The 18,556-nt window shown below is 58.1% G+C and carries 14 protein-coding genes; 4 read left to right on the top strand and 10 right to left on the bottom strand.

Annotation, left to right across the window (positions count from 1 at the left end; all coding sequences use genetic code 11):
• Window positions 1-67: 67 nt before the first annotated feature.
• From O77CONTIG1_RS15450 to O77CONTIG1_RS15460, 3 genes are all read right to left on the bottom strand, one after another.
• Window positions 68-964, bottom strand: coding sequence for a M48 family metalloprotease (locus O77CONTIG1_RS15450; protein ID WP_286132350.1), 897 nt, complete (start codon window positions 962-964; stop codon window positions 68-70).
• A gap of 278 nt (window positions 965-1,242) precedes the next feature.
• Window positions 1,243-3,036, bottom strand: coding sequence for a DUF5942 domain-containing protein (locus O77CONTIG1_RS15455; RefSeq protein WP_068512199.1), 1,794 nt, complete (start codon window positions 3,034-3,036; stop codon window positions 1,243-1,245).
• A 333-nt stretch (window positions 3,037-3,369) separates the two neighbouring features.
• Window positions 3,370-3,909, bottom strand: a complete 540-nt coding sequence (locus O77CONTIG1_RS15460) for a phycobiliprotein lyase (RefSeq protein ID WP_068512202.1) — start codon at window positions 3,907-3,909, stop codon at window positions 3,370-3,372.
• Window positions 3,910-4,166: 257 nt separating this feature from the next.
• Between O77CONTIG1_RS15460 and uvrB the strand changes: the two genes are divergently transcribed.
• On the top strand, window positions 4,167-6,227 hold the full coding sequence (gene uvrB / locus O77CONTIG1_RS15465; RefSeq protein WP_068512205.1) for an excinuclease ABC subunit UvrB: 2,061 nt from the start codon (window positions 4,167-4,169) through the stop codon (window positions 6,225-6,227).
• Between the two features lie 158 nt (window positions 6,228-6,385).
• On the top strand, window positions 6,386-7,411 hold the full coding sequence (locus O77CONTIG1_RS15470) for a glycosyltransferase family 2 protein (RefSeq protein WP_197673205.1): 1,026 nt from the start codon (window positions 6,386-6,388) through the stop codon (window positions 7,409-7,411).
• Between the two features lie 7 nt (window positions 7,412-7,418).
• Here the strand turns inward: O77CONTIG1_RS15470 and O77CONTIG1_RS15475 are convergent, their stop codons facing one another.
• The 5 genes from O77CONTIG1_RS15475 to O77CONTIG1_RS15500 form a co-directional block, all read right to left on the bottom strand.
• The gene (locus tag O77CONTIG1_RS15475) at window positions 7,419-8,510 is read right to left on the bottom strand and encodes an AI-2E family transporter (protein ID WP_225894594.1); all 1,092 of its coding nucleotides are present in this window, start codon (window positions 8,508-8,510) and stop codon (window positions 7,419-7,421) included.
• Window positions 8,511-8,549: 39 nt separating this feature from the next.
• Window positions 8,550-10,547, bottom strand: a complete 1,998-nt coding sequence (locus O77CONTIG1_RS15480) for an alpha/beta hydrolase (protein ID WP_068512210.1) — start codon at window positions 10,545-10,547, stop codon at window positions 8,550-8,552.
• 134 nt (window positions 10,548-10,681) lie between these two features.
• Window positions 10,682-11,500, bottom strand: a complete 819-nt coding sequence (locus tag O77CONTIG1_RS15485; protein ID WP_068512213.1) for an acyl-CoA desaturase — start codon at window positions 11,498-11,500, stop codon at window positions 10,682-10,684.
• A gap of 606 nt (window positions 11,501-12,106) precedes the next feature.
• Window positions 12,107-12,790 carry a hypothetical protein gene (locus O77CONTIG1_RS15495; protein WP_156435318.1) on the bottom strand — a complete coding sequence of 228 codons (684 nt, stop codon included), beginning with the start codon at window positions 12,788-12,790 and terminating at the stop codon, window positions 12,107-12,109.
• 224 nt (window positions 12,791-13,014) lie between these two features.
• Window positions 13,015-14,370, bottom strand: coding sequence for a S8 family serine peptidase (locus tag O77CONTIG1_RS15500; RefSeq protein ID WP_068512221.1), 1,356 nt, complete (start codon window positions 14,368-14,370; stop codon window positions 13,015-13,017).
• On the opposite strand from O77CONTIG1_RS15500, the gene O77CONTIG1_RS24680 reads away from it, so the two are divergent.
• Window positions 14,363-14,557: a hypothetical protein gene (locus O77CONTIG1_RS24680; protein WP_156435320.1), complete on the top strand. Its 195-nt coding sequence runs from the start codon at window positions 14,363-14,365 to the stop codon at window positions 14,555-14,557. The two genes, O77CONTIG1_RS15500 and O77CONTIG1_RS24680, sit on opposite strands and share 8 nt — an antisense overlap.
• A gap of 276 nt (window positions 14,558-14,833) precedes the next feature.
• Here the strand turns inward: O77CONTIG1_RS24680 and O77CONTIG1_RS15505 are convergent, their stop codons facing one another.
• Window positions 14,834-15,316, bottom strand: coding sequence for an ABA4-like family protein (locus O77CONTIG1_RS15505; protein WP_286132351.1), 483 nt, complete (start codon window positions 15,314-15,316; stop codon window positions 14,834-14,836).
• 75 nt (window positions 15,317-15,391) lie between these two features.
• On the bottom strand, window positions 15,392-16,747 hold the full coding sequence (locus O77CONTIG1_RS15510) for a (Fe-S)-binding protein (protein WP_068512228.1): 1,356 nt from the start codon (window positions 16,745-16,747) through the stop codon (window positions 15,392-15,394).
• A gap of 263 nt (window positions 16,748-17,010) precedes the next feature.
• Here O77CONTIG1_RS15510 and O77CONTIG1_RS15515 point away from each other — a divergent pair, with 263 nt between their 5' ends.
• Complete coding sequence (locus tag O77CONTIG1_RS15515) at window positions 17,011-18,540, top strand: FAD-dependent oxidoreductase (protein ID WP_068512231.1); 1,530 nt, start codon at window positions 17,011-17,013, stop codon at window positions 18,538-18,540.
• Window positions 18,541-18,556: the final 16 nt, after the last annotated feature.

Genomic DNA, 18,556 nt, shown 5'->3' on the forward strand with positions numbered 1-18,556 from the left:
GATTGCCCATCACCTTTCCCTCTTCGTTCTTCGTTCTTCCCTCTTCCTTCTTCGTTCTTCCCTCTTCCTACACCGACGGACTCAACGCGGTCGGCGGATTCGTCTCTGAACTCGCGGCTTGTGCGGCCATTTCCTTCAGCCGCTTAATCCGTTCCTCCACGGGTGGGTGTGTCATAAACAGCGTCATCAGCCCTTCCCGCGACAAGGGATTCACAATAAACAGCGGCGCAAAGGCAGGATTGCCGTGAATCGGCACTTTTTGACCCGTTGCCTCCAGAGCTTCCAGCGCACGAACCAGCGCTAGCGGGTTGCCCGTAATCTCGGCGGCTCCAGCATCGGCAGCAAACTCCCGCGTGCGAGAAATCGCCATTTGAATCAGCCCTGCCGCCAGCGGCCCAACGATCAGCAGAAACAAGATCGCAATGGGATTATTGCCGCGTCGCCCTGCCCGCGACACCGGAAAATACAATGCGCCCAGCGTCAGAATGCGCCCCAGGTAGGTGAGCGAACCAGCCAGAGTGCCTGCTACAGCCTGCGTCAGCGTGTCGCGGTTGCGGACGTGGGTGAGTTCGTGGGCGATCACGGCATCCAGTTCGTCTGGGGGCAGCAGCTTGATGAGGCCTTCGGTGAGGGCGATCGCCGCGTGGTTGGGGTCGCGCCCGGTGGCGAAGGCATTGGGGGATTCCGACGGTACGATGTAAACCGAAGGCATGGGGATTTCAGCGCGATCGCACAGTTTTTCAATGCGGTCGTATAGCTCTGGCGCGTCTTCTCGTGGCGTAGGCTTCGCTTGAAATGCCGCCAGTGCCGCCTGGTCAGAATAGTACCAGGAGCCAAAGCTGCTCAGCGCCGCAAACGCCAGCCCGTAGTAAAGGCCCGTCTCGTTGCCCACCAGCAGATAGCCCGCCAGCACAATCAAGCCGCTGAGCAGCGCCAGCAGCGCCAAAGTTTTGAACTGATTCATCCCCGCCATAGAACCCTCGTAAATCGACAAGTTTGCTTGAGGTTTCTACAGCATCGCAGACTCTCGGTTTGGCAAGGTCTATCTGAGGAAAGAAAATTGGCAACTGGGAGTATGGTCAGTCCCTCTCCAAAGGAGGAGGCGGCTGAAAACTAGGGGCTGTCATCAATTGTCTACTCGACATGAAGTTTCTTGGGAGGTTCAGCCCCTAGCCTGGTTTGATTGGGCGGGCGCGATCCTGCTGATCCCTTAAAGTTTCTGGACTTAATGGATGACGCGCCCTAGACGCGGGCGGCGGCTTTGGCGGCTAGCGTTGCCAGACCAAAGCAGAGCAGCGCATTTAGAGCCAGGAAACCACGGGCGATCGCCCCTGCCCCCAGCCCCGCCACCTGCGGATCGACCACCGCGCTAATGCCCAAACAGGCCGACACGCCCAGCGTTGCGCCGATGGCCACCCACTTGCCCCAGGAATGCCCCAGCAGCAGCGCCACCAGCCCAAACGGAATCAGCACACTGGCGAATAGGGGGTTCAGTGCTGCGCTGCCAGATACCGCGCCGCCCAGTTCGGGAATCGAGCTACCCAGGAGGCGGAAGGGATATTGCGGCAGATCGTAAATATAAAAGCCCCGGAAGGGGAAAAAGCCGCTGCTGCCCGCCACCAGCCCCAGCCCCAGCGACAAACTCAGCACGGGCACATAGCGCCGCAGCAGCCACGCCAGCAGATAGGACCCCAGCACCATACCCAGCTTGGGTAGGAAAGCCACCGCGCCGCCGTCAAACCAGAAGCGTAGGTTGAGATAGCCGTTGTCGCGCAGCCAGCGCAGGAAGTCCTTCACGTCCAGGTTTTCTTGCTGGGCCAGGCGGACGGCGGCGTTGGCATCGAGCCGCCCTGCGCCGAAGTGGTTGAGCGGGTCTTCTGTGACCTGGCGGGCGGAGGATTTGAGGATTTGGGCGATCGCCTCTGGCTCTGTCACGCCGACCGACTTCACCAGCGCAGCAACAGCGGCAACGTGGGGCGCGGCCATGCTGGTTCCCTGGAAGGCTCGAAACGCGGGTTCGCCCGTCTCCGGATCGATGGTCTGCTGCAAGATGCCGCCTGCGTCGTTTTCGCCCTCAAACGCGCCGCCCGGTGCGGCAATGTCCACGCCCGCGCCAAAGTTAGAATAGGGTGCTTTCGCTCCGGTGGCATCCACGGCCGACACGGCAATCACGTTGCCATAGCGGGCTGGAAATCCGGCAGCATTCGTATTGGCGTTGCCCGCTGCGGCCACAATCACCACGCCTTTGCTGTGGGCATAGTCGATGGCATCGCGCATCACGCTCGCATCGCCGCCGCCGCCCAAGCTGAGGTTAATTACGTCGGCTCCGTGGTCGGCCGCAAAGCGAATCGCCTCGGCAATATCGGTGACAGTGCCGCCACCCTCAGCGCTCAGCACCTTCAGCGGCATCAGGCTGGCTTCGTAGGCAATGCCCGCCACACCGAGGTTGTTGTTGGTCGATTGGGCGATCGTTCCGGCAACGTGGGTGCCGTGGCCGTTGTCGTCGATCGCCTCTTCTCGGTCGTTCACAAAGTCGTAGCCAGGGACGAATTTCGTCTGCTGCAAATCGGGCACCGGCGCGATGCCCGTGTCGATCACGGCAATGGTCATGCCTGCGCCTTTGCTCTCGTTCCAGGCTGACTCCATCTGAATCGCCTGGAGATTCCACTGTTTGGGATAGTCCGGGTCGTTGGGCACGTCGAGCGTGCGGTAAATATAGTTGGGGTCGATGGATTCGGTGTAGCGGCGCAGATCGGAGCGGCGCAGCGCCTGCAGCGTCTGTTTGTCTCCCGGCAAAATGTAGACCTGCTCGGCTTGGGAGAAGGCGCTGTTGAGACGGGGCGTGATGCTGAACTGTTGGGCGATCGCCCCTAGCTGCTGCTCTACCTCTGCCGCCGCCAGATCATCTCGAAAATCCAGCACGATGGACTCGTACTCGCCCCGGCTGCCCAGCCCCGGCACCTGGCTCAGCGCCAAAATCAGCCCCGCCAAAAACAGTCCAACCCACCATATCTGCCCCCACCATGTCCGCCCCATCGCTTCGACTCCCAGGAAGTGTTTCTTCCTAACGATAGCTCAGGCGCTAGAAGAGTTTGAGGAAGGAGTCAGAAAAAGCAACTCAAAACTCCCAACCCGCGATTGGATAAGGTTTGCCACATCCACCTTGTTATGCCGCGTTATGCCGCGAGCAGCTTCCCGCTGCTGTTTCTCCCGCACTCGCGGCAAAACTCGCGCACATCACGTGCGATCGCGCAAAATTCGCAGAGTTTTGTAAGCAGCAGCACTGCATCCGCAAACTCTCGCTATTCGGCTCCATCTTGCGCGACGACTTCAACCCAAACCCTAGCAATGTCTATCACGGATACTTGATTAGACAATCCGCTTCTCCAGGTATTGCCCAATCATCTGCTGTTCACCTTCGCGGGTGATGATGGTTTGGCGGGTGCGATAGAGTTGCCCGATCAGCTTAATTTCTTCCTCGAAAGAAGAGCCTTTGTATTCGGTGCGGAGGCAGAGGGTTTGGGGATTGGTGAAGTAGTAGAGCGCGGTGACGGGCTTGGTAGTGGCAAAGCCGCGATCGCGATACAGCAGATTTCCCATTGCGCCAAAGAGTGTGGAGCCTTTGGACTGGGTGCGTCCTGACACGGCTTCGGCGCTGTTCCACAGAACTTCGGTGCCGCAGGTGAGGCAGGTGTCGTCTTCTAGCTCGTGCAGGCGGGCGAGGTGGCGCAGTTCGTCGCAGCCCTGGCTCAAAAAACGGACTTGAATCTGGCTGACCATTTCTTTGGTTTCGCCGTCGGGCAGGGTGTAGTAGCGCCGCTCGGAGCGCCATTCGCCCGCGGATTGCTGGAAGAACTCGGCAATTTGGGAATCGCCCGTGGTCGTGGTCAAAGAAGTCTGAAACGTCACCGAACTGCCCTCACACTCACAACTAAGGTTAATAGAGCTAATGGGGAAACCTGCACTTTTGTCAACCAGTGCTTGTTCTTCTGTAATTCTTTTTAATATAACCCAGAGGGTGGGATTTGAGGGGCCCCTGAATGGGTAATTATTCTCAGCGATCGCCCAGGGATATTGTTCCCATCCAACCCCGAAAAGGGGCAAATCCGGCATGATGTAAGAAGGCCGCTTGTTCTCCGCCACTTAAAAGCTATCTAAAAACGGGTATGTCATCGTTTAACATTCAGGCACCGTTTGAGCCGAAGGGCGACCAACCAAGGGCGATCGCCCAACTGACGGACTACATCCAGCAGGGACACCGCTATCAGACGCTGCTGGGCGCAACGGGCACGGGCAAAACCCACAGCATCGCCCGCGTGATTCAAAACGTGGGCAAGCCGACGCTGGTGCTGGCGCACAACAAAACGCTGGCGGCGCAGTTGTGCAATGAGCTGCGAGAGTTTTTTCCCGACAATGCGGTGGAATATTTCATTAGCTATTACGACTATTACCAGCCGGAAGCCTACATTCCGGTGACAGATACCTACATTGCCAAAACGGCATCGATCAACGAAGAAATCGATATGCTGCGCCACTCTGCGACGCGATCGCTGTTTGAGCGCAAAGACGTGATCGTAGTGGCCTCCATTAGCTGTATTTACGGATTGGGAATTCCGGCAGAGTATTTGAACGCATCGGTTCGCTTTGCCGTGGGCATGGAGACGGATCAGCGGCAGATCTTGCGCGATCTCTCCACCGTGCAGTATGAGCGCAATGATCTGGACGTGGGACGTGGCCGCTTCCGGGTCAAAGGTGATGTGCTGGAAATTGGCCCGGCCTATGAAGATCGCATCATTCGGATTGAGTTTTTTGGTGACGAAATCGATGCGATTCGCTATATCGACCCGATCACGGGTGCGACGCTGCAAAGCATGGAATCGGTGAACATTTACCCTGCCAAACACTTTGTCACGCCGGAGGATCGGCTAGAGGCGGCCTGCATCGCCATTCAGGATGAACTCAAAGAACGGCTGGCGGAATTGGAAAGCGAAAATAAGTTATTGGAAGCCCAGCGGCTAGAGCAGCGCACCCGCTATGACCTGGAAATGCTGCGGGAAGTGGGCTATTGCAACGGCGTGGAAAACTATGCGCGGCACTTGGCAGGTCGCCCGGCCGGGTCGCCGCCGGAGTGTTTGCTCGACTATTTCCCCAAGGACTGGCTGCTGGTGATTGACGAATCGCACGTTACGCTGCCGCAGTTGAAGGGCATGTATAACGGCGATCGCGCTCGCAAAACCGTTCTGATCGAACACGGGTTTCGTCTGCCCAGCGCTGCCGACAACCGCCCCCTCAAGGACGAAGAATTCTGGCAAAAAGTGAATCAGTGCATTTTCGTATCAGCCACACCGGGCGACTGGGAGTTGCAGGTATCGGATGGCGTATTTGAAACGATTGGTGAAGGGAAGGATGCATCGAGCGTATATGTTCGAGGAACCGGGCGCGTGGTGGAGCAGGTGATCCGCCCGACGGGTGTGCTTGACCCAGAAATCTTCGTGCGGCCGACGGAGGGGCAGATCGATGACCTGCTGGGCGAAGTGCGCGATCGCGTGGAAAAAGGCGAGCGCACGCTGGTCACGACGCTGACCAAACGCATGGCCGAAGACCTGACTGAGTATTTGCAAGAGCGTGGTATTCGGGTGCGCTATTTGCATTCCGAAATCAATTCCATCGAGCGGATCGAAATCCTGCAAGATTTGCGTCAGGGTGCATTCGATGCGCTGATTGGTGTGAACCTGCTGCGGGAAGGATTGGACTTGCCAGAAGTGTCGCTGGTGGCGATTTTGGACGCAGATAAGGAAGGATTTTTGCGGGCAGAGCGATCGCTCATTCAGACCATCGGCCGGGCAGCGCGACACGTCCGGGGTCAGGCCATTCTCTACGCCGACAATCTGACGGACAGCATGGCAAAGGCAATCGAAGAAACCGAGCGCCGCCGCCAGATCCAGATGGAATACAACGAAAAGCATGGCATTACGCCCCAGCCGATTGTGCGCCGCCAGAATAACGCGATTCTGCAATTTCTGGAAGTGTCGCGCCGCGTCAGCGCCCATGAGCTAGAGGAGATCATTGACCAGTCGGACGAGCTGCCGCTAGAAAACATTCCTGATCTGATCGTGAAGCTAGAAGCCGAAATGAAAGAAGCGGCCAAAAAGCTAGAGTTTGAAGAAGCGGCCAAAATGCGCGACAAGATCAAACAATTGCGCGATCGCCTCACGGGTCGCCGTTAGACCCCAAATTCACAAAACAATAAACAATTCAACGGTTAAATAAACAACCAAACCTCCTTCAAGTCCGCATCACAGTTGCTTGAAACCTGTCTCTTCGCAGGGTCAGTTGATGGTGAAGTCTGGATTTCAAAACTATTCGTAGACCCATTCGCAACTCTATGCACACCCACGTCACGCCCATGATTGGACAGTTGAGATCGTCACAATCCAGCGATTTCCCCAAATACTCCATTGTGGTGCCTGTATACAACGAGGAGGCGAATATTCCAGAGCTATATCGCCGCGTCAGCGCAGTGATGGATTCGCTGGATGGAGACGCAGAGCTAATTCTGATTGATGACGGCAGTGGCGATCGCACGCTATCCATGCTGCGCGACCTGCATCAGCAAGACCCCCGCGTTCGCTATCTCAGCTTTGCGCGAAACTTTGGGCATCAGACAGCGGTGACAGCGGGGCTGCACTTTGCGCGGGGCGAGGCGGTGGTGACGATGGATGCCGATTTGCAAGACCCGCCGGAGCTGATCTTGCAACTGGTGGAGCAGTGGCAGCAGGGCTATCAGGTGGTCTACGCCCAGCGGACGCGCCGAAAAAAGGAAGGGCTGCTCAAGCGCGGGCTGGCCTACGGCTTCTACCGCATTTTGCGAAACCTGGCGGACGTGGACATTCCCACCGACACGGGCGACTTTTGCCTGATGGATCGGGCTGTGGTGAACCTGCTGAACCGAATGCCAGAGCGCAACCGCTACATTCGCGGCCTCCGCGCCTGGGTGGGCTTTCGGCAGACGGCGGTGCTGTTTGACCGCGACCCCCGCTTTGCGGGCGAGGTGAAGTATACCTTCCGCAAGTCGCTGGCGCTGGCGATCAACGGGCTGGTGTCGTTTTCGATTATTCCCCTGCGGCTCTCGACCTATATGGGCATGGCGGCAGCGGCGATCGCCCTGCTGATGATGGGGCTGGTGGTTTACTGGCGCTTTTTTGAACCCAACTCACGGCTGACGGGCTTTGCCACGATTGCGATCGCCGTCTTTTTTCTGGGCGCGGTGCAGCTCATCTGCATCGGCATCTTGGGCGAATACATCGGGCGCATCTACGAAGATGTGCGCGGCCGACCGCTCTACACGCTGGCCGAGGCAGGTGGCTTCGAGAATTTACCCAACCCCCAACCCCTAACCCCCAACCCCTAACCCCTAGCTACTGGGCCACATCTGCGGGCTGACTTTCTGGCGCAGCCGAGCTAGCCAGCAGCGCCTCCAGCAGGTTGCCCCGATTGGTGCGAACCGTATCCACCGTTGCCTTGATAAAGCCTGCAATTGGCACTGCCACCAGCAACCCCAACACGCCGCCCACTTTTAGCCCGATATCCAGCGAAATCAGCATCCACACCGGGTTCAGCCCCGTTAATTCGCCCACAATGCGCGGGCCGATCAGGTTTTCGCAAATCTGGATAATCACCGCGCCGACGATCAGCACTTTTACACCCAGCCAAAAGTTTTGCAGCGCCAGCAGGGAACTGACGATGACCAGCGTCGTGCTGCCGCCAAAGGGAATCAGGCTGGCCGCACCGATGCCCAGCCCGAACAGTTCTGCCAGGGGAATTCGCAAAATCAGCATTGCCGCCGTTTGCGACAGGCCCATGATGGTGGCTAGCGTCGCCTGCCCCACAATGAAGCGCTCGAAGTTTTGCGGCAGCGATTGTCGAATGCGATCGCCCCACGGCGCGGGCAGCCAGCCCAAAATGCCCGCCCAAAGCTGTTCGCCCCGCAGCACCAGAAAGATGGTAAACACCACCGTCAGGAAGATATTCACAATGCTGCCGATGGCGCTAAAAACGAGGCTGATGACCTGTGTGGTGAGCGATCGCAGCACGCCCGTCAACCGCTCGATCTGCTGATTCAGCGTCGTACTCAGGTCTACCGGAATCTGCTGCTCAATCGCCCAGGCTTCCAGCGATTTCAACTGCTGCTGTCCCGATTTCAGCCAGTCCGGCAGGCGCGTCAACAGCTCGTTCGACTGGCGCAAGATCAGCGGCACGATAAACACCAGCAGCACGCTTAGCACGATCAGGAACAGCAGAAACACGACTCCAACGGCAATGCTCCGCCGCACCCCGCGCTGCTGCAAAAAGCGGATGGGATAGTCGAGCAAGAAAGAAATGAGCGTGGCGGCAATCAGAGTGCTGATCAGCGGCTGGAGCCATTGGGCAAACAGCAGCAGCAGCCAGGCGTTGAGAAACACGACGGGAAAGATCAGCCCAATCGTAAAAATGCGGGGTAATCGACTCAACGACTCAAGCATGAGGGACGCAGTGGCAAAAACCAGAAGTTAAGGCGCTTCTGATGATCCTATCGCGATGTCGCTCCGTTCGTCCGACTCGACGACGCTCGTGTCAATGTCCACGCTGCCCGGCGTGGGGATGGCGCGATAGAGAAACCGGATCGTGTCTCGCTCATCAAAGCGCTCTAGTTCCTTGCGGACATCTTCTTCGCTGGGCGCAGTCACCTGCATTAAAAAGGGCAGCAGCTTGAATGTCGGTGTGTAAGTAAAAAAGTAGCCGCCATGTACGTCAATGCGTCCTGTCAGATAGAAGAATGTATTAATCGCGTCGATGGGAATCGCGGTGAACGGGTTGAGATCCAGGGCAACCGCGTTCACGCCCTTCATCTTGGAGCAGTCCAGGTAGCTGAAATTTTCAAACAAATCGTAGGCAGACGTGGGACGCACCGCCTGACGAGTCAAAATTGCGCCGCGAATCAGCAGAATCTTCAGTTGCTCTCGGCGGCGCTTGCGGCGGGGCGTTTTTTGGATTTCTTTCTCTGGGTTGGGTGGCAAAAACACGTTGCCCAGGCGCAGCCCCGACATTTCCACGCTGGGTTCGCTAAACCAGTTACCCAGGGTAGAGAGATAGCGCAACACAATGTCGCGATCGCTCGACATCAGGTAAATCTGTTCGCAGCGGCGGATGGCAGAGCGGACGTAGTTGTTTCGCCCTTCGCGCAGCAACTCCAGCGGAATGTCGGGCGAGGCCAGAATCAGCTTGCCTAGCTTGAGGCAGTCGCCCAGTCCGTCCTCATTGGATTCCTGATCGTCTTTGCCAAAGCGATCCGACAGGACGCGCAGCACATTCACCAGCACCAGTCCGCCCATGCTGTGACCGATCAGGTTCACCAGTTTGCGATCGCGCTTGAGGGCCAGTTGGGCCCGCTCGTCTCGTTCTGGCAGTCCCATGTCCTGGAGCATGAGCCGCTTTAGTGACTTATCTAGCCGCCAGAAAAACTCCGCCAGATCCGGTGCGCCATAGTGAATCGCCCGATAGCGATCGCGCTGATAGACCACCGACCGCAGCAGCATCAGCAGCGACAGCCACAGAAAGAAGACCCCAGCGGCGATCGCCAGATGCCACTGCGGCCCCACATCCCGCACAAGGTCAATCTTCTCTGCCAGTTCCGTAATGCCAATCAGCACCACGCTGGGAATGAAGCTGAGTAGCAGCAGGCTACCCAGAAATTTCATTAAAATTTCCAGGTTGCTCATCGAGTCGCGCATCAGCCCCCGGTTAAAAACGGGCTGTTCGCTGGGCCAGTGATAGCCGATATAGAGGTGGTCTTCGCCCAGCGTGTCGGTGGGTTCTGCGCCAGGTTTGGGGCGGGCATAGAGGTAATTGGCTTCGTCCGAGAGAAATTTGTAGAAGCCGCCCGCTGGGTTGGCGTAGCCGTGGGTTCGCAGGGTCAGGGCGCGGACTTTGCGCTGGTGGATGATCTCGGCCAGCTCATCGACGTTAAACAGCGGGCGAAACAGCTTGGGATTGGGGAGCGATCGCTCGACTGCCAGCGACACCGATGCCGTGCTGACGACCAGAAACGTATTCTGGGTACACCATTCGCCGCATTCGCCCTGCTTGCCCGCCTGCCCCAAATAGCGATACACCTCAAAGTTTCGCCCGATCGCCTTGGTAAACTCGCGTCGCTTCCAGCGGTTCAGCGTGTTGATGACGTAATCTTCGTCTACAAGCCGACAAAAGCCGGGATAGCGCTCCTGGCACTGGGCCCAGTCAAAGGCTTGGGCATAGGCTTTGAGTTCATCATGGAGCGCATCGGCGATCGCCCTGGGGTCGGGTTTTCCTAAATACACGGTTGAAGTTTCCCCATCGAGCGGCTTGTAGGCAAGCTGCACGATCCGCGCCTTGGCCCACCAGTCCGAAAACGGGGCCGCGTTGGCCACAATGCCGCCCAGCCAGCGCTGATCATTCGTGCAGGACTCTCGCCCCTCTGGCGTTGCCGCCCAACTATAGGGAAGCGGCTCATCTAGTTTCAATGCACCCATGACGGTTCTCCTTCTGCGACCGTGGTTGATCCAGAACTCGCGGCGGCTTAAAATTCCGCGCCAGGATATTCCCGAAATTTTAGAACCATGTGTCTGGTCTAGTGCAAGAAGTTAACAAAGCCTTAGGTCGGCGCTCAGGCTTTGGAATGGGGCAGCTTGACCTGAGTGGCCAGTCCCAGTTTTTGCAGCAGCACGATCGTCGCCCAGGTGAGGTCAATCTCCCACCAGGCCAGCCCGTGGCGGGCGGAATATTGAAACGCATGGTGATTGTTGTGCCAGCCTTCGCCATAGGTCAGCAGCGCCACCCACCAGCAGTTTGTAGAGCGATCGCCCGAATCGTGGCTGCGATAGCCAAAGCGATGCGTGGCGCTATTCACCAGCCAGGTGCAGTGATACACCACCACCAGCCGCACAAACACGCCCCACACTACGAACGGCCAGCCGCCCAGCAGATAGAGCAGCCCACCAAACGCCACCTGAATCCAGAAGAAATGCCGCTGAAAGAATTGATAAACCGGATCGCCGGAAATATCGCGGGTGTAGCGGTCGGTTTCGGCCATGGCGGGCACGTCATAGAACATCCAGCCCATGTGGCTCCACCAAAAGCCGCGGCCGGAATCGTGGTGGTCGCGCTCTTGATCAGAATGGACATGATGATGGCGGTGCAGCCCCACCCACTCCAGCGGGCCGCCCTGCATACTCAGCGTGCCGCAAAATACCAGAACATATTCCAGCCATTTGGGCACTTGAAAGCTGCGGTGGCTGACCAGCCGATGCCAGCCCAGGGTGATGCCCAGCCCACCCGTCACCCAATGCAGGAAGACGAGGAGGGCGATCGCCCCCCAGTTAAACATTCCTGGCAGCAGCGCCAGCAGCGCCCCCAAATGCACGCCTACCATAAACAGCAGAACAACATATCGAGGCTTTTGTCGAGTCAACGGAGCAATAGTCATAAAATCCAACGAAAACTGTATAAAGGGTCAGGGGGTCAGGGGTTTGGGCTGAGGCGCAGGTCACATGCGCTTGGCTAAGCCGCTAGATAAGCAACTAGTGGGGCAACTAGCGGGGCAACTAGTGGGGCAACTAGTGGGGCAACTAGATAGGCAGCCCAAAATCGCCAATCTAAAATCCAAAATTGGCACAGACGAATCCACTCCGCCCCAATCTCATCATTTCGGGGAATGGTCGCTGGGTCAAGGAAGGCCCGCCACACGCAGGAATACTAGCGGGAAGATTGGCACAGACTCGGATACAAACTTGGGTGCAAACTTGGGCGCGAACTGGGGCGCGAATTAGGGCGCAGATAGGCACTGCAAATTGGGCGCATCCCAGTTCTGCAAGTTTGCCCTCATCCCCCGACCCCTTCTCCCTTTTTGGGAGAAAAGGAGCCGAACTGGAAGTCCCTCTCCTGCTTTGGGAGAAGGATTTAGGGTGAGGGTTACAAAAGTGGGATACCCCCTCCAACTTAGCTCGTGCAACGGATGCAGCAGACTGCAACCGCACAGGAAGGACGAAATGAGAAAACTCCAAGAAAGACCTGATTTTAGAGATAAACCGACTCAGCGAGAGAAGGGCAAAGGACGCGATCGCCGCACTCGCGAACCGTCAATCGTGTGGATTTCCTGGTCTTCCAAAATCGTGCGAACCCGATTGGACTGGGCCAGTGCAGGAATGCCTGCCGCGTCAATTTCGACTGGAACTGCGCCAACCGCGTCGGGAGAGGGCGCAAGCAAATTGGCGTGAAAGGCTTCCAAGATGGGGCGAATCTCCTCCAGAGAACGCTGGGCGGCAGTGCGAATGCGGGCGATCGCCGCTTGTCGTTCCTCTGGCGTTTGGCGGCGAGCCGGGGCAGGCGGCAGTGGGCTACCCGGCCCTTGTCCACCCTCAGAGCGATCAGTTTCCAGCATCACCACCGCCCGAATTTTCTGCTGAGGCTTCAGATGCTCCAGCCGTGCGCCAAATTCTGGGCTGATTTTGGACAGATGCTTGGGTGAACCAACGCGAATTTCAGGCTCAATAATTTTAGGCTCAATTTCGGGTGGGTTTGCTCTAGGCAAGCGCTCTTGAACGCGCTCTTGAACGCGATCATCCTGACGACCTGTGCCATGACTGGCGCTTTCCCGACGCTCTCGATAAGCGGCATGGCAACCCCATGAAGCCTCCGCCTGCGGCATAGGCGAAGACTCCAGAGAACTTATATCGCTATTTAACCAGCCGTCCGTATCTCGCAGCGCGTCTGCCATAGCTCAGCCAACCTCAAGCTCACCTTGGCAAAAGAGTAGGAAATGACCTGCAACCCAAGTGTGTTCCTTCAGCCTATCTGAAAACTCAAAGCAATGACAAAATCTTCAGAAAACTCTGCCAAACGCAGTATGACGCAAGATAGAAAGTTCAGCAAGTGAGCTGTCCACAAGAAAGCGCTCAAACAACCCACACCGTCGCCCAATCAAAGATACTCAAGTCTTGGCTAGGAATTTAGCGCCTTGAGCGCCTCTAGCGGCTGGATCAGACCATAGCCCCAGCGGTTGTCGGGACGATATTTCTCGCCATCGGGGTGCTTGGCAGTTTGGCAGAGGGCTTTCAGGATTTCGGTCGTAGGCACGTCGGGTTTGGCTGCCATCAACAGGGCGATCGCCCCAGAAACGTGCGGCGTGGCCATCGAGGTGCCGTCCATCGCAGCGTACTCGTGCCCTTCCGATTCGCCCTCCGGCGGAATGCAGGAATACACATTGCAGCCAGGGGCGACGATATCAGGCTTAGTCACCAGTTTATGGTTGGGATCGGGATAGACCAGGCTGGCTCCACTGCTGAAAAAGGCGACATCGGCCCGATTGCGAGACATCCGCCCCACTGCGCCGACCGCAAACGCGCTGTAGGCATTTCCCGGAGAGCAGGAGTTTCCGTGGTTGCTGTTGCCAATCGCCACCACCGAGGCAATTCCATACTGCTGCATCAGTTCCTCAAAAATCAGCCCAAATCGAGGGTCATAGTAGCTGAACCCAAGGGACATATTGATCACCTGCGCTCCGTTTTCCACCGCCCACACCAGGCCGCGCACCAGGGCGATTGTGGTTCCAGAGCCATTCAGCACGCCGCCCACCACTAGGTCGGCTTCTGGCGCAACCCCAATGGCGAGTCCTTGCGGCGTTTGCCCCCCTGCAATCGTGCCGCAGACGTGGGTGCCGTGCTGGTCGCTGTCGAAGCTGGTTGAAGTTTTAATCGTGCGACCGAGGGGATCGATCACCACAAATTCTTTTACCCGATCCTGGAGCGCTGAGTGGTCGCCATAAACGCCCGTATCCAGCACGGCCACACGCACGCCCGCGCCCTTGGTCGTTTCCCACAATTCAGGAATTTCCAGATATTGCAGTCCCCAGGTTGCGCCTTGCTCTAGTTCTTGGCGATCGGGCAACTCATAGGACACGTCCTGGGGCTGGATCAGCCTAACGCGCTGGTTGGGCAAAATGGCAACCACGTTGGGATGGCGGGCCAGCATCGGCAGCGAACTGCGAGTCACCTCGACTGCTGCCACGGGCAGCGCCCCAGAGCCAATCTGGGCGATCGCCGGTTCCTCATGGCTCTGGAAATGCTTTGCGCCCTGGGTCTGATAGCTCTCAAACAGTTGCGCCTGGATCGCCTGCTGACGCTTGGCCCGCTCTTTGAGATAGCTGAGGCGCGTCTTGTTGCTCCGCAATTCCTCCAGCGTCGGCAAGTCTTCTAGCTTGGGAGATTCGTAGATGACGATTGCATCGATCTTTTCGTTGGATTTTCGCTCGGCAAGCAGCGGGTCAAAGGCAGGCGAGATCTTATCTTCGATGCTCATCGGTTATGAACCTCCCCTTCTGGTTCGTTGGTATCCTCATTCGTCGCCCAGTTTTGTGGCAGAACCGGGCATCGTCGGCTTTTTGTATGCGCGTTCTAAATACACGTCCTGTAGTACTCTTCAGCAGCGCGATCGCCCATCCCGGTGGTTTTACGGAGTTTTTGGGCGATCGCCCTGTTCTGCGTAACACGAAGACCAGTCATATCAATATATGATATCAAATAGATTTCGGTTGGGGTTGACTTCTGCAACCTCACGCACACCCTGACTGCACAATCTCCAGCCCCAACCCCTACCCTACATGCGTATTGTGGCGATCGCCGCTCGACTCCAGCCGGAGGGCACATCCTCCCCAGTCTGATGGCGAATTCTGCCCAAAAATAGTTCCCCCGCAAAAACAAATTGGTTGCGGGTTAATTGCTCGTGAGCAGATTGGGCATAAACCGGGACTCAAGTTCGGGACTTAGGTTGAAGAGCCGACTTGCGGTGCGTCAGAAGAGGGAGTCGCCGCTTCGGCGTTCACCGTTTCCGGCGATTTGCCGCGCCAGAGCCAGTTCGTGATCAGGTGCGACAGCAGCCCCATCGGCCCGGCAAATAGGCACAGCGCCAGCGAATGCACCGTCCACACACCCGTCCGCTGCCCTTCCCAATAGATCCAGCGGCCCACAAACAAATCCATCACCAGATAATGCACCCAGCCCGTCGCGGCGATCGCCTCATTGCTAAACAGCCGCGCAATGTCCGCCAGCTGAGCGCTGGCAAAATCCTGGGCAGAGGTCGTAGTGAGGTTGCTGGCAAACAGGTACACATACAGCCCCGCCAGCGCCACAAACGGCAAGTAGGACTGCATCACCCGGCGCGTCATGCCCCAGTTTGGCAAGAAAATCATCAGCGCCCAGAAGGGCAGCACGAAGAGGTTAGCAGCGTTAAAAAGGAGTTCGAGCATGATGAGTGACGAGTGGGTGACGGGTTGGGGAGAGCAAAAAAAGGGACGAGAACCGGAATGGGGTGGGACGCGATTTCACACCCCCACACCGCGAATCGAGCAGTCGAGCAACTGCATCGGGTGCAGCACAGGAACCGACTTGCCCTGGCGTTCTAGGTGGTGGCTGATTTGCACGAAGCAGCCAATGTTGGCAGAGGCAATAACCGATGCGCCCGTGTTGAGCAGATTGGTCACTTTTTGCCGCCCCAGTTCCTCGGCTACTTCGGGTTGCAGAATGTTGTACACGCCCGCGCTGCCGCAGCAGAGGGCGGCATCGATGGGTTCCCGAAGCTGCACACCGGGAATTTGCCGCAAAAGCTGGCGCGGTTGCAGGCTGATTTTCTGCCCGTGCAGCATATGGCAAGCGTCTTGATATACCAGCGTCAGCGGGCCGTCTTGCAGGGGATGCAGCGGGGCCGTTAGCCCGACTTCGGCGAGAAATTCCTGGACATCTTTGACGGTTTGCACAAAGGCTTGAGCGCGATCGCCATAGGCTGCATCCCCTTTCAAAATGTGCCCGTATTCCTTCAGCGTGTGCCCACAGCCAGAAGCGTTGATCAGCACAAAATCCACCTTTGCTCGCTCGAAGGTGTCCATCATCTGCCGCGCTAGAGCCTGGGCCTGCTGCTCTTGTCCCTGGTGGTGCGACAGTGCGCCGCAGCAGCCCTGCGCCTTGGGAATTACTACATCGCAGCCATTGGCCGTTAGCACGCGCACCGTCGCCTCGTTCACCTCTGGGTTAAATAACCGCTGCACACAGCCGAGAATCAGCCCGACGCGATACCGCGCCTTGCCCTTGGCAGGGACAAATTCTGGCAGGCGATCTTGAAACGCTTGGGGCGAGAGGGGCGGTAAGAGTGCCTCCATTGCCGCAAGCTGGGGCGCAAGTTGGGGCAAAATGCCGAGCGATCGCACGAGTTTTTGCAAGCCCGATTTTTGGTATAGCTCCACGGGCCGCATGAGTAGCCGCATTCGGTTGGGATAGGGAAACAGTGAGAAGATCAGGCGGCGCAGCAGACGCATGGGGAGCGATCGCTCGAAGTTACGCTCAATCTGCGGGCGCGTCGCGGCGATCAGCTTGTCATATTGCACCCCAGAGGGACAGGTGGTGACGCAGGCCAAACAGCCCAGGCAGCTATCAAAATGCTGTACCGTGCTGGCCGCCAGCGGTGCGTCGCCCTCGTTAATCGCGTCCATTAGATAAATCCGGCCGCGGGGCGAGTCGGTTTCTTTACCAATCACCCGATAGCTGGGGCAAGTCGCCAGGCAAAAACCGCAATGAACGCAAGCATCAATTAGCTTGGGGTCGGGTGGCTCCTGCGCGTCAAACCCTGGCAGGTCGGCCGTCGGGTTGAGGTTGCTAAAGGAAATGGGCGGCTCAGAGGTTTGCATAGGGAAGTGGGCAATGATCTAGAAAGTCAACCCCGGTTCGAGTTGCGGAGGGTTGGGCAATATCAATCTGGACTCATCCTCAGTATGAGCCAAATTGAGGCAAATCAGCGTGCCGCTTGCCTTCTAAGATACAAGGGATAGGCGAAGGGGAGCCACAAGCGAGATAAGCTCAATCCACAAACACCCCCACTCAATCCCTCTTCCCTCTTCCCTCTTCGTTCTTCGTTCTTCGTTCTTCGTTCTTCCCTCCTCCCTCTTCCCCCATGCCCCCTCTCGACTACGACCTGATCATCCTCGGCGGCTCTCTGGCAGCGCGAGAAGCGGCGAGCGCCGCACGGGCACTGCAAGCAAGGGTAGCCCTGGTAGAACCGGACGGAGCCGAAGCAGCGCTACGTCTAGAAACACAACATCAGGCCCTCGTGCAGATCGGGCGCTTGATAGAGGGGCGATCGCGCTTGGCGCAGATGGGGCTATCGGCGTTTTCGTCGCCGCCAGCGTGGGCAGCGGTGCGGCAATGGGCAGAGGTCATAGCAACCGACTTGGCAGAAGAGACCTCACTCTCGCAGGTGGCAGCGGCGGGCGTGGATGTGGTGGTGGGGCAGGGCGAATTTTTTCGACGGCCCCATCTGGGCGTGCGGGCAGGAGAGCGAACGCTGCGATCGCGGGCCTATTTGCTGGCTCCAGGAAGTCGGGTGCTGCTGCCAGAGTCCGGGCGCTTCAATGCTAAGGTTGAACTGAAGACCCTTGCCCAGACTTCGGCAGATTTATGGAATCCTGCCCTGTCCCACCTGCCTGGGCGAATTGCCGTCTGGGGAGACGGCGCACAGGCCGTAGAACTGGCGCAAGCGCTGCATCGACTGGGCAGCCAAGTGACGCTGCTGCTGGATTTGGCCTCGAATGCTGTAAGCCACAGCGGGCTTCCTGGTGGACGGTTGACACCCGCCTCGCGGAGCCGAATTGCCTGTCTCGATGCTGACCTCCGCCGCCTGCTGCTGGCCTCGCTGGAAGCAGACGGCATCGCAATCTACCCGGCGGACACGCTGACCCAGGTTCATTCCCACGCCGGAACCGTGAAGCTGGCGTTGCCGGACGGGGCGCAGACGGTGGATTGCTTGCTCAACGCAACGGAGCCTGTGCCCGACTGGGACGGGCTAAACCTGGAAGCGGCAAATATTCGCCTAGAGGCAGACGGGCTGCGGGTTTACCCAACGCTGCAAACCTTTAATGCGCGAATCTTTGCCTGCACCAGCCCCCGCGCCGCCCGCCAGCAGGCCCAGCTTGCCGTCCGCAATGCTGTGTTTTTGCCCAACCGCCACCTGCGCCCAGAACTGCTGCCGATGGTGATTGCAACGCAGCCCGCGATCGCCAGCATTGGGCTGACCGAAGCCGAGGCTCGCGAGGTTGCTTCGCAACGCGGGCGCGACCGCCACGGGGCAGAGGTAGTTGTGCAAACGCTGCCGTTCAAACTCAACCCCAAAGCGTCCATGCAAGCGGCTCCTACTGGATTCTGCAAACTCATCGCCCGCCGCAATGGTCGCATCCTCGGTCTGCACCTGGCGGGGCTGGATGCCGAAGAAGCGCTGTCTACGGTGGCGATCGCCCTCCAGGAACACTGCCGAGTGCGATCGCTTGCCCAGCTACCCATTGCCGCTTCCCCCAGCACCGCAGACATCTTGCGGCAAACGGCGATCGCCTGGCAACAGCAGCGCCTCGCCCAGCAGCCCCGCCTGCAAGACTGGCTCGAAACCTGGCAAGAAATCCGGCGATCGCGCTCCCGCTGGACACAGCTTTAGCCCCTTTCCCAGCAGA

The organism is Leptolyngbya sp. O-77 (genome assembly GCF_001548395.1).
GTDB lineage: Bacteria > Cyanobacteriota > Cyanobacteriia > Elainellales > Elainellaceae > Thermoleptolyngbya.

What these genes read in the sequence shown, in the direction of transcription:
- O77CONTIG1_RS15505 (WP_286132351.1), bottom strand. Translation starts at nt 15,316, where the DNA reads ATGCTCGAACTCCTTTTTAACGCTGCTAACCTCTTCGTGCTGCCCTTC.
- O77CONTIG1_RS15495 (WP_156435318.1), bottom strand. Translation starts at nt 12,790, where the DNA reads ATGGCAGACGCGCTGCGAGATACGGACGGCTGGTTAAATAGCGATATA.
- O77CONTIG1_RS15510 (WP_068512228.1), bottom strand. Translation starts at nt 16,747, where the DNA reads ATGCAAACCTCTGAGCCGCCCATTTCCTTTAGCAACCTCAACCCGACG.
- O77CONTIG1_RS15480 (WP_068512210.1), bottom strand. Translation starts at nt 10,547, where the DNA reads ATGGGTGCATTGAAACTAGATGAGCCGCTTCCCTATAGTTGGGCGGCA.
- O77CONTIG1_RS15450 (WP_286132350.1), bottom strand. Translation starts at nt 964, where the DNA reads ATGAATCAGTTCAAAACTTTGGCGCTGCTGGCGCTGCTCAGCGGCTTG.
- O77CONTIG1_RS15470 (WP_197673205.1), top strand. Translation starts at nt 6,386, where the DNA reads ATGCACACCCACGTCACGCCCATGATTGGACAGTTGAGATCGTCACAA.
- O77CONTIG1_RS15500 (WP_068512221.1), bottom strand. Translation starts at nt 14,370, where the DNA reads ATGAGCATCGAAGATAAGATCTCGCCTGCCTTTGACCCGCTGCTTGCC.
- O77CONTIG1_RS15515 (WP_068512231.1), top strand. Translation starts at nt 17,011, where the DNA reads ATGCCCCCTCTCGACTACGACCTGATCATCCTCGGCGGCTCTCTGGCA.
- O77CONTIG1_RS24680 (WP_156435320.1), top strand. Translation starts at nt 14,363, where the DNA reads ATGCTCATCGGTTATGAACCTCCCCTTCTGGTTCGTTGGTATCCTCAT.
- O77CONTIG1_RS15455 (WP_068512199.1), bottom strand. Translation starts at nt 3,036, where the DNA reads ATGGGGCGGACATGGTGGGGGCAGATATGGTGGGTTGGACTGTTTTTG.
- O77CONTIG1_RS15485 (WP_068512213.1), bottom strand. Translation starts at nt 11,500, where the DNA reads ATGACTATTGCTCCGTTGACTCGACAAAAGCCTCGATATGTTGTTCTG.
- uvrB (WP_068512205.1), top strand. Translation starts at nt 4,167, where the DNA reads ATGTCATCGTTTAACATTCAGGCACCGTTTGAGCCGAAGGGCGACCAA.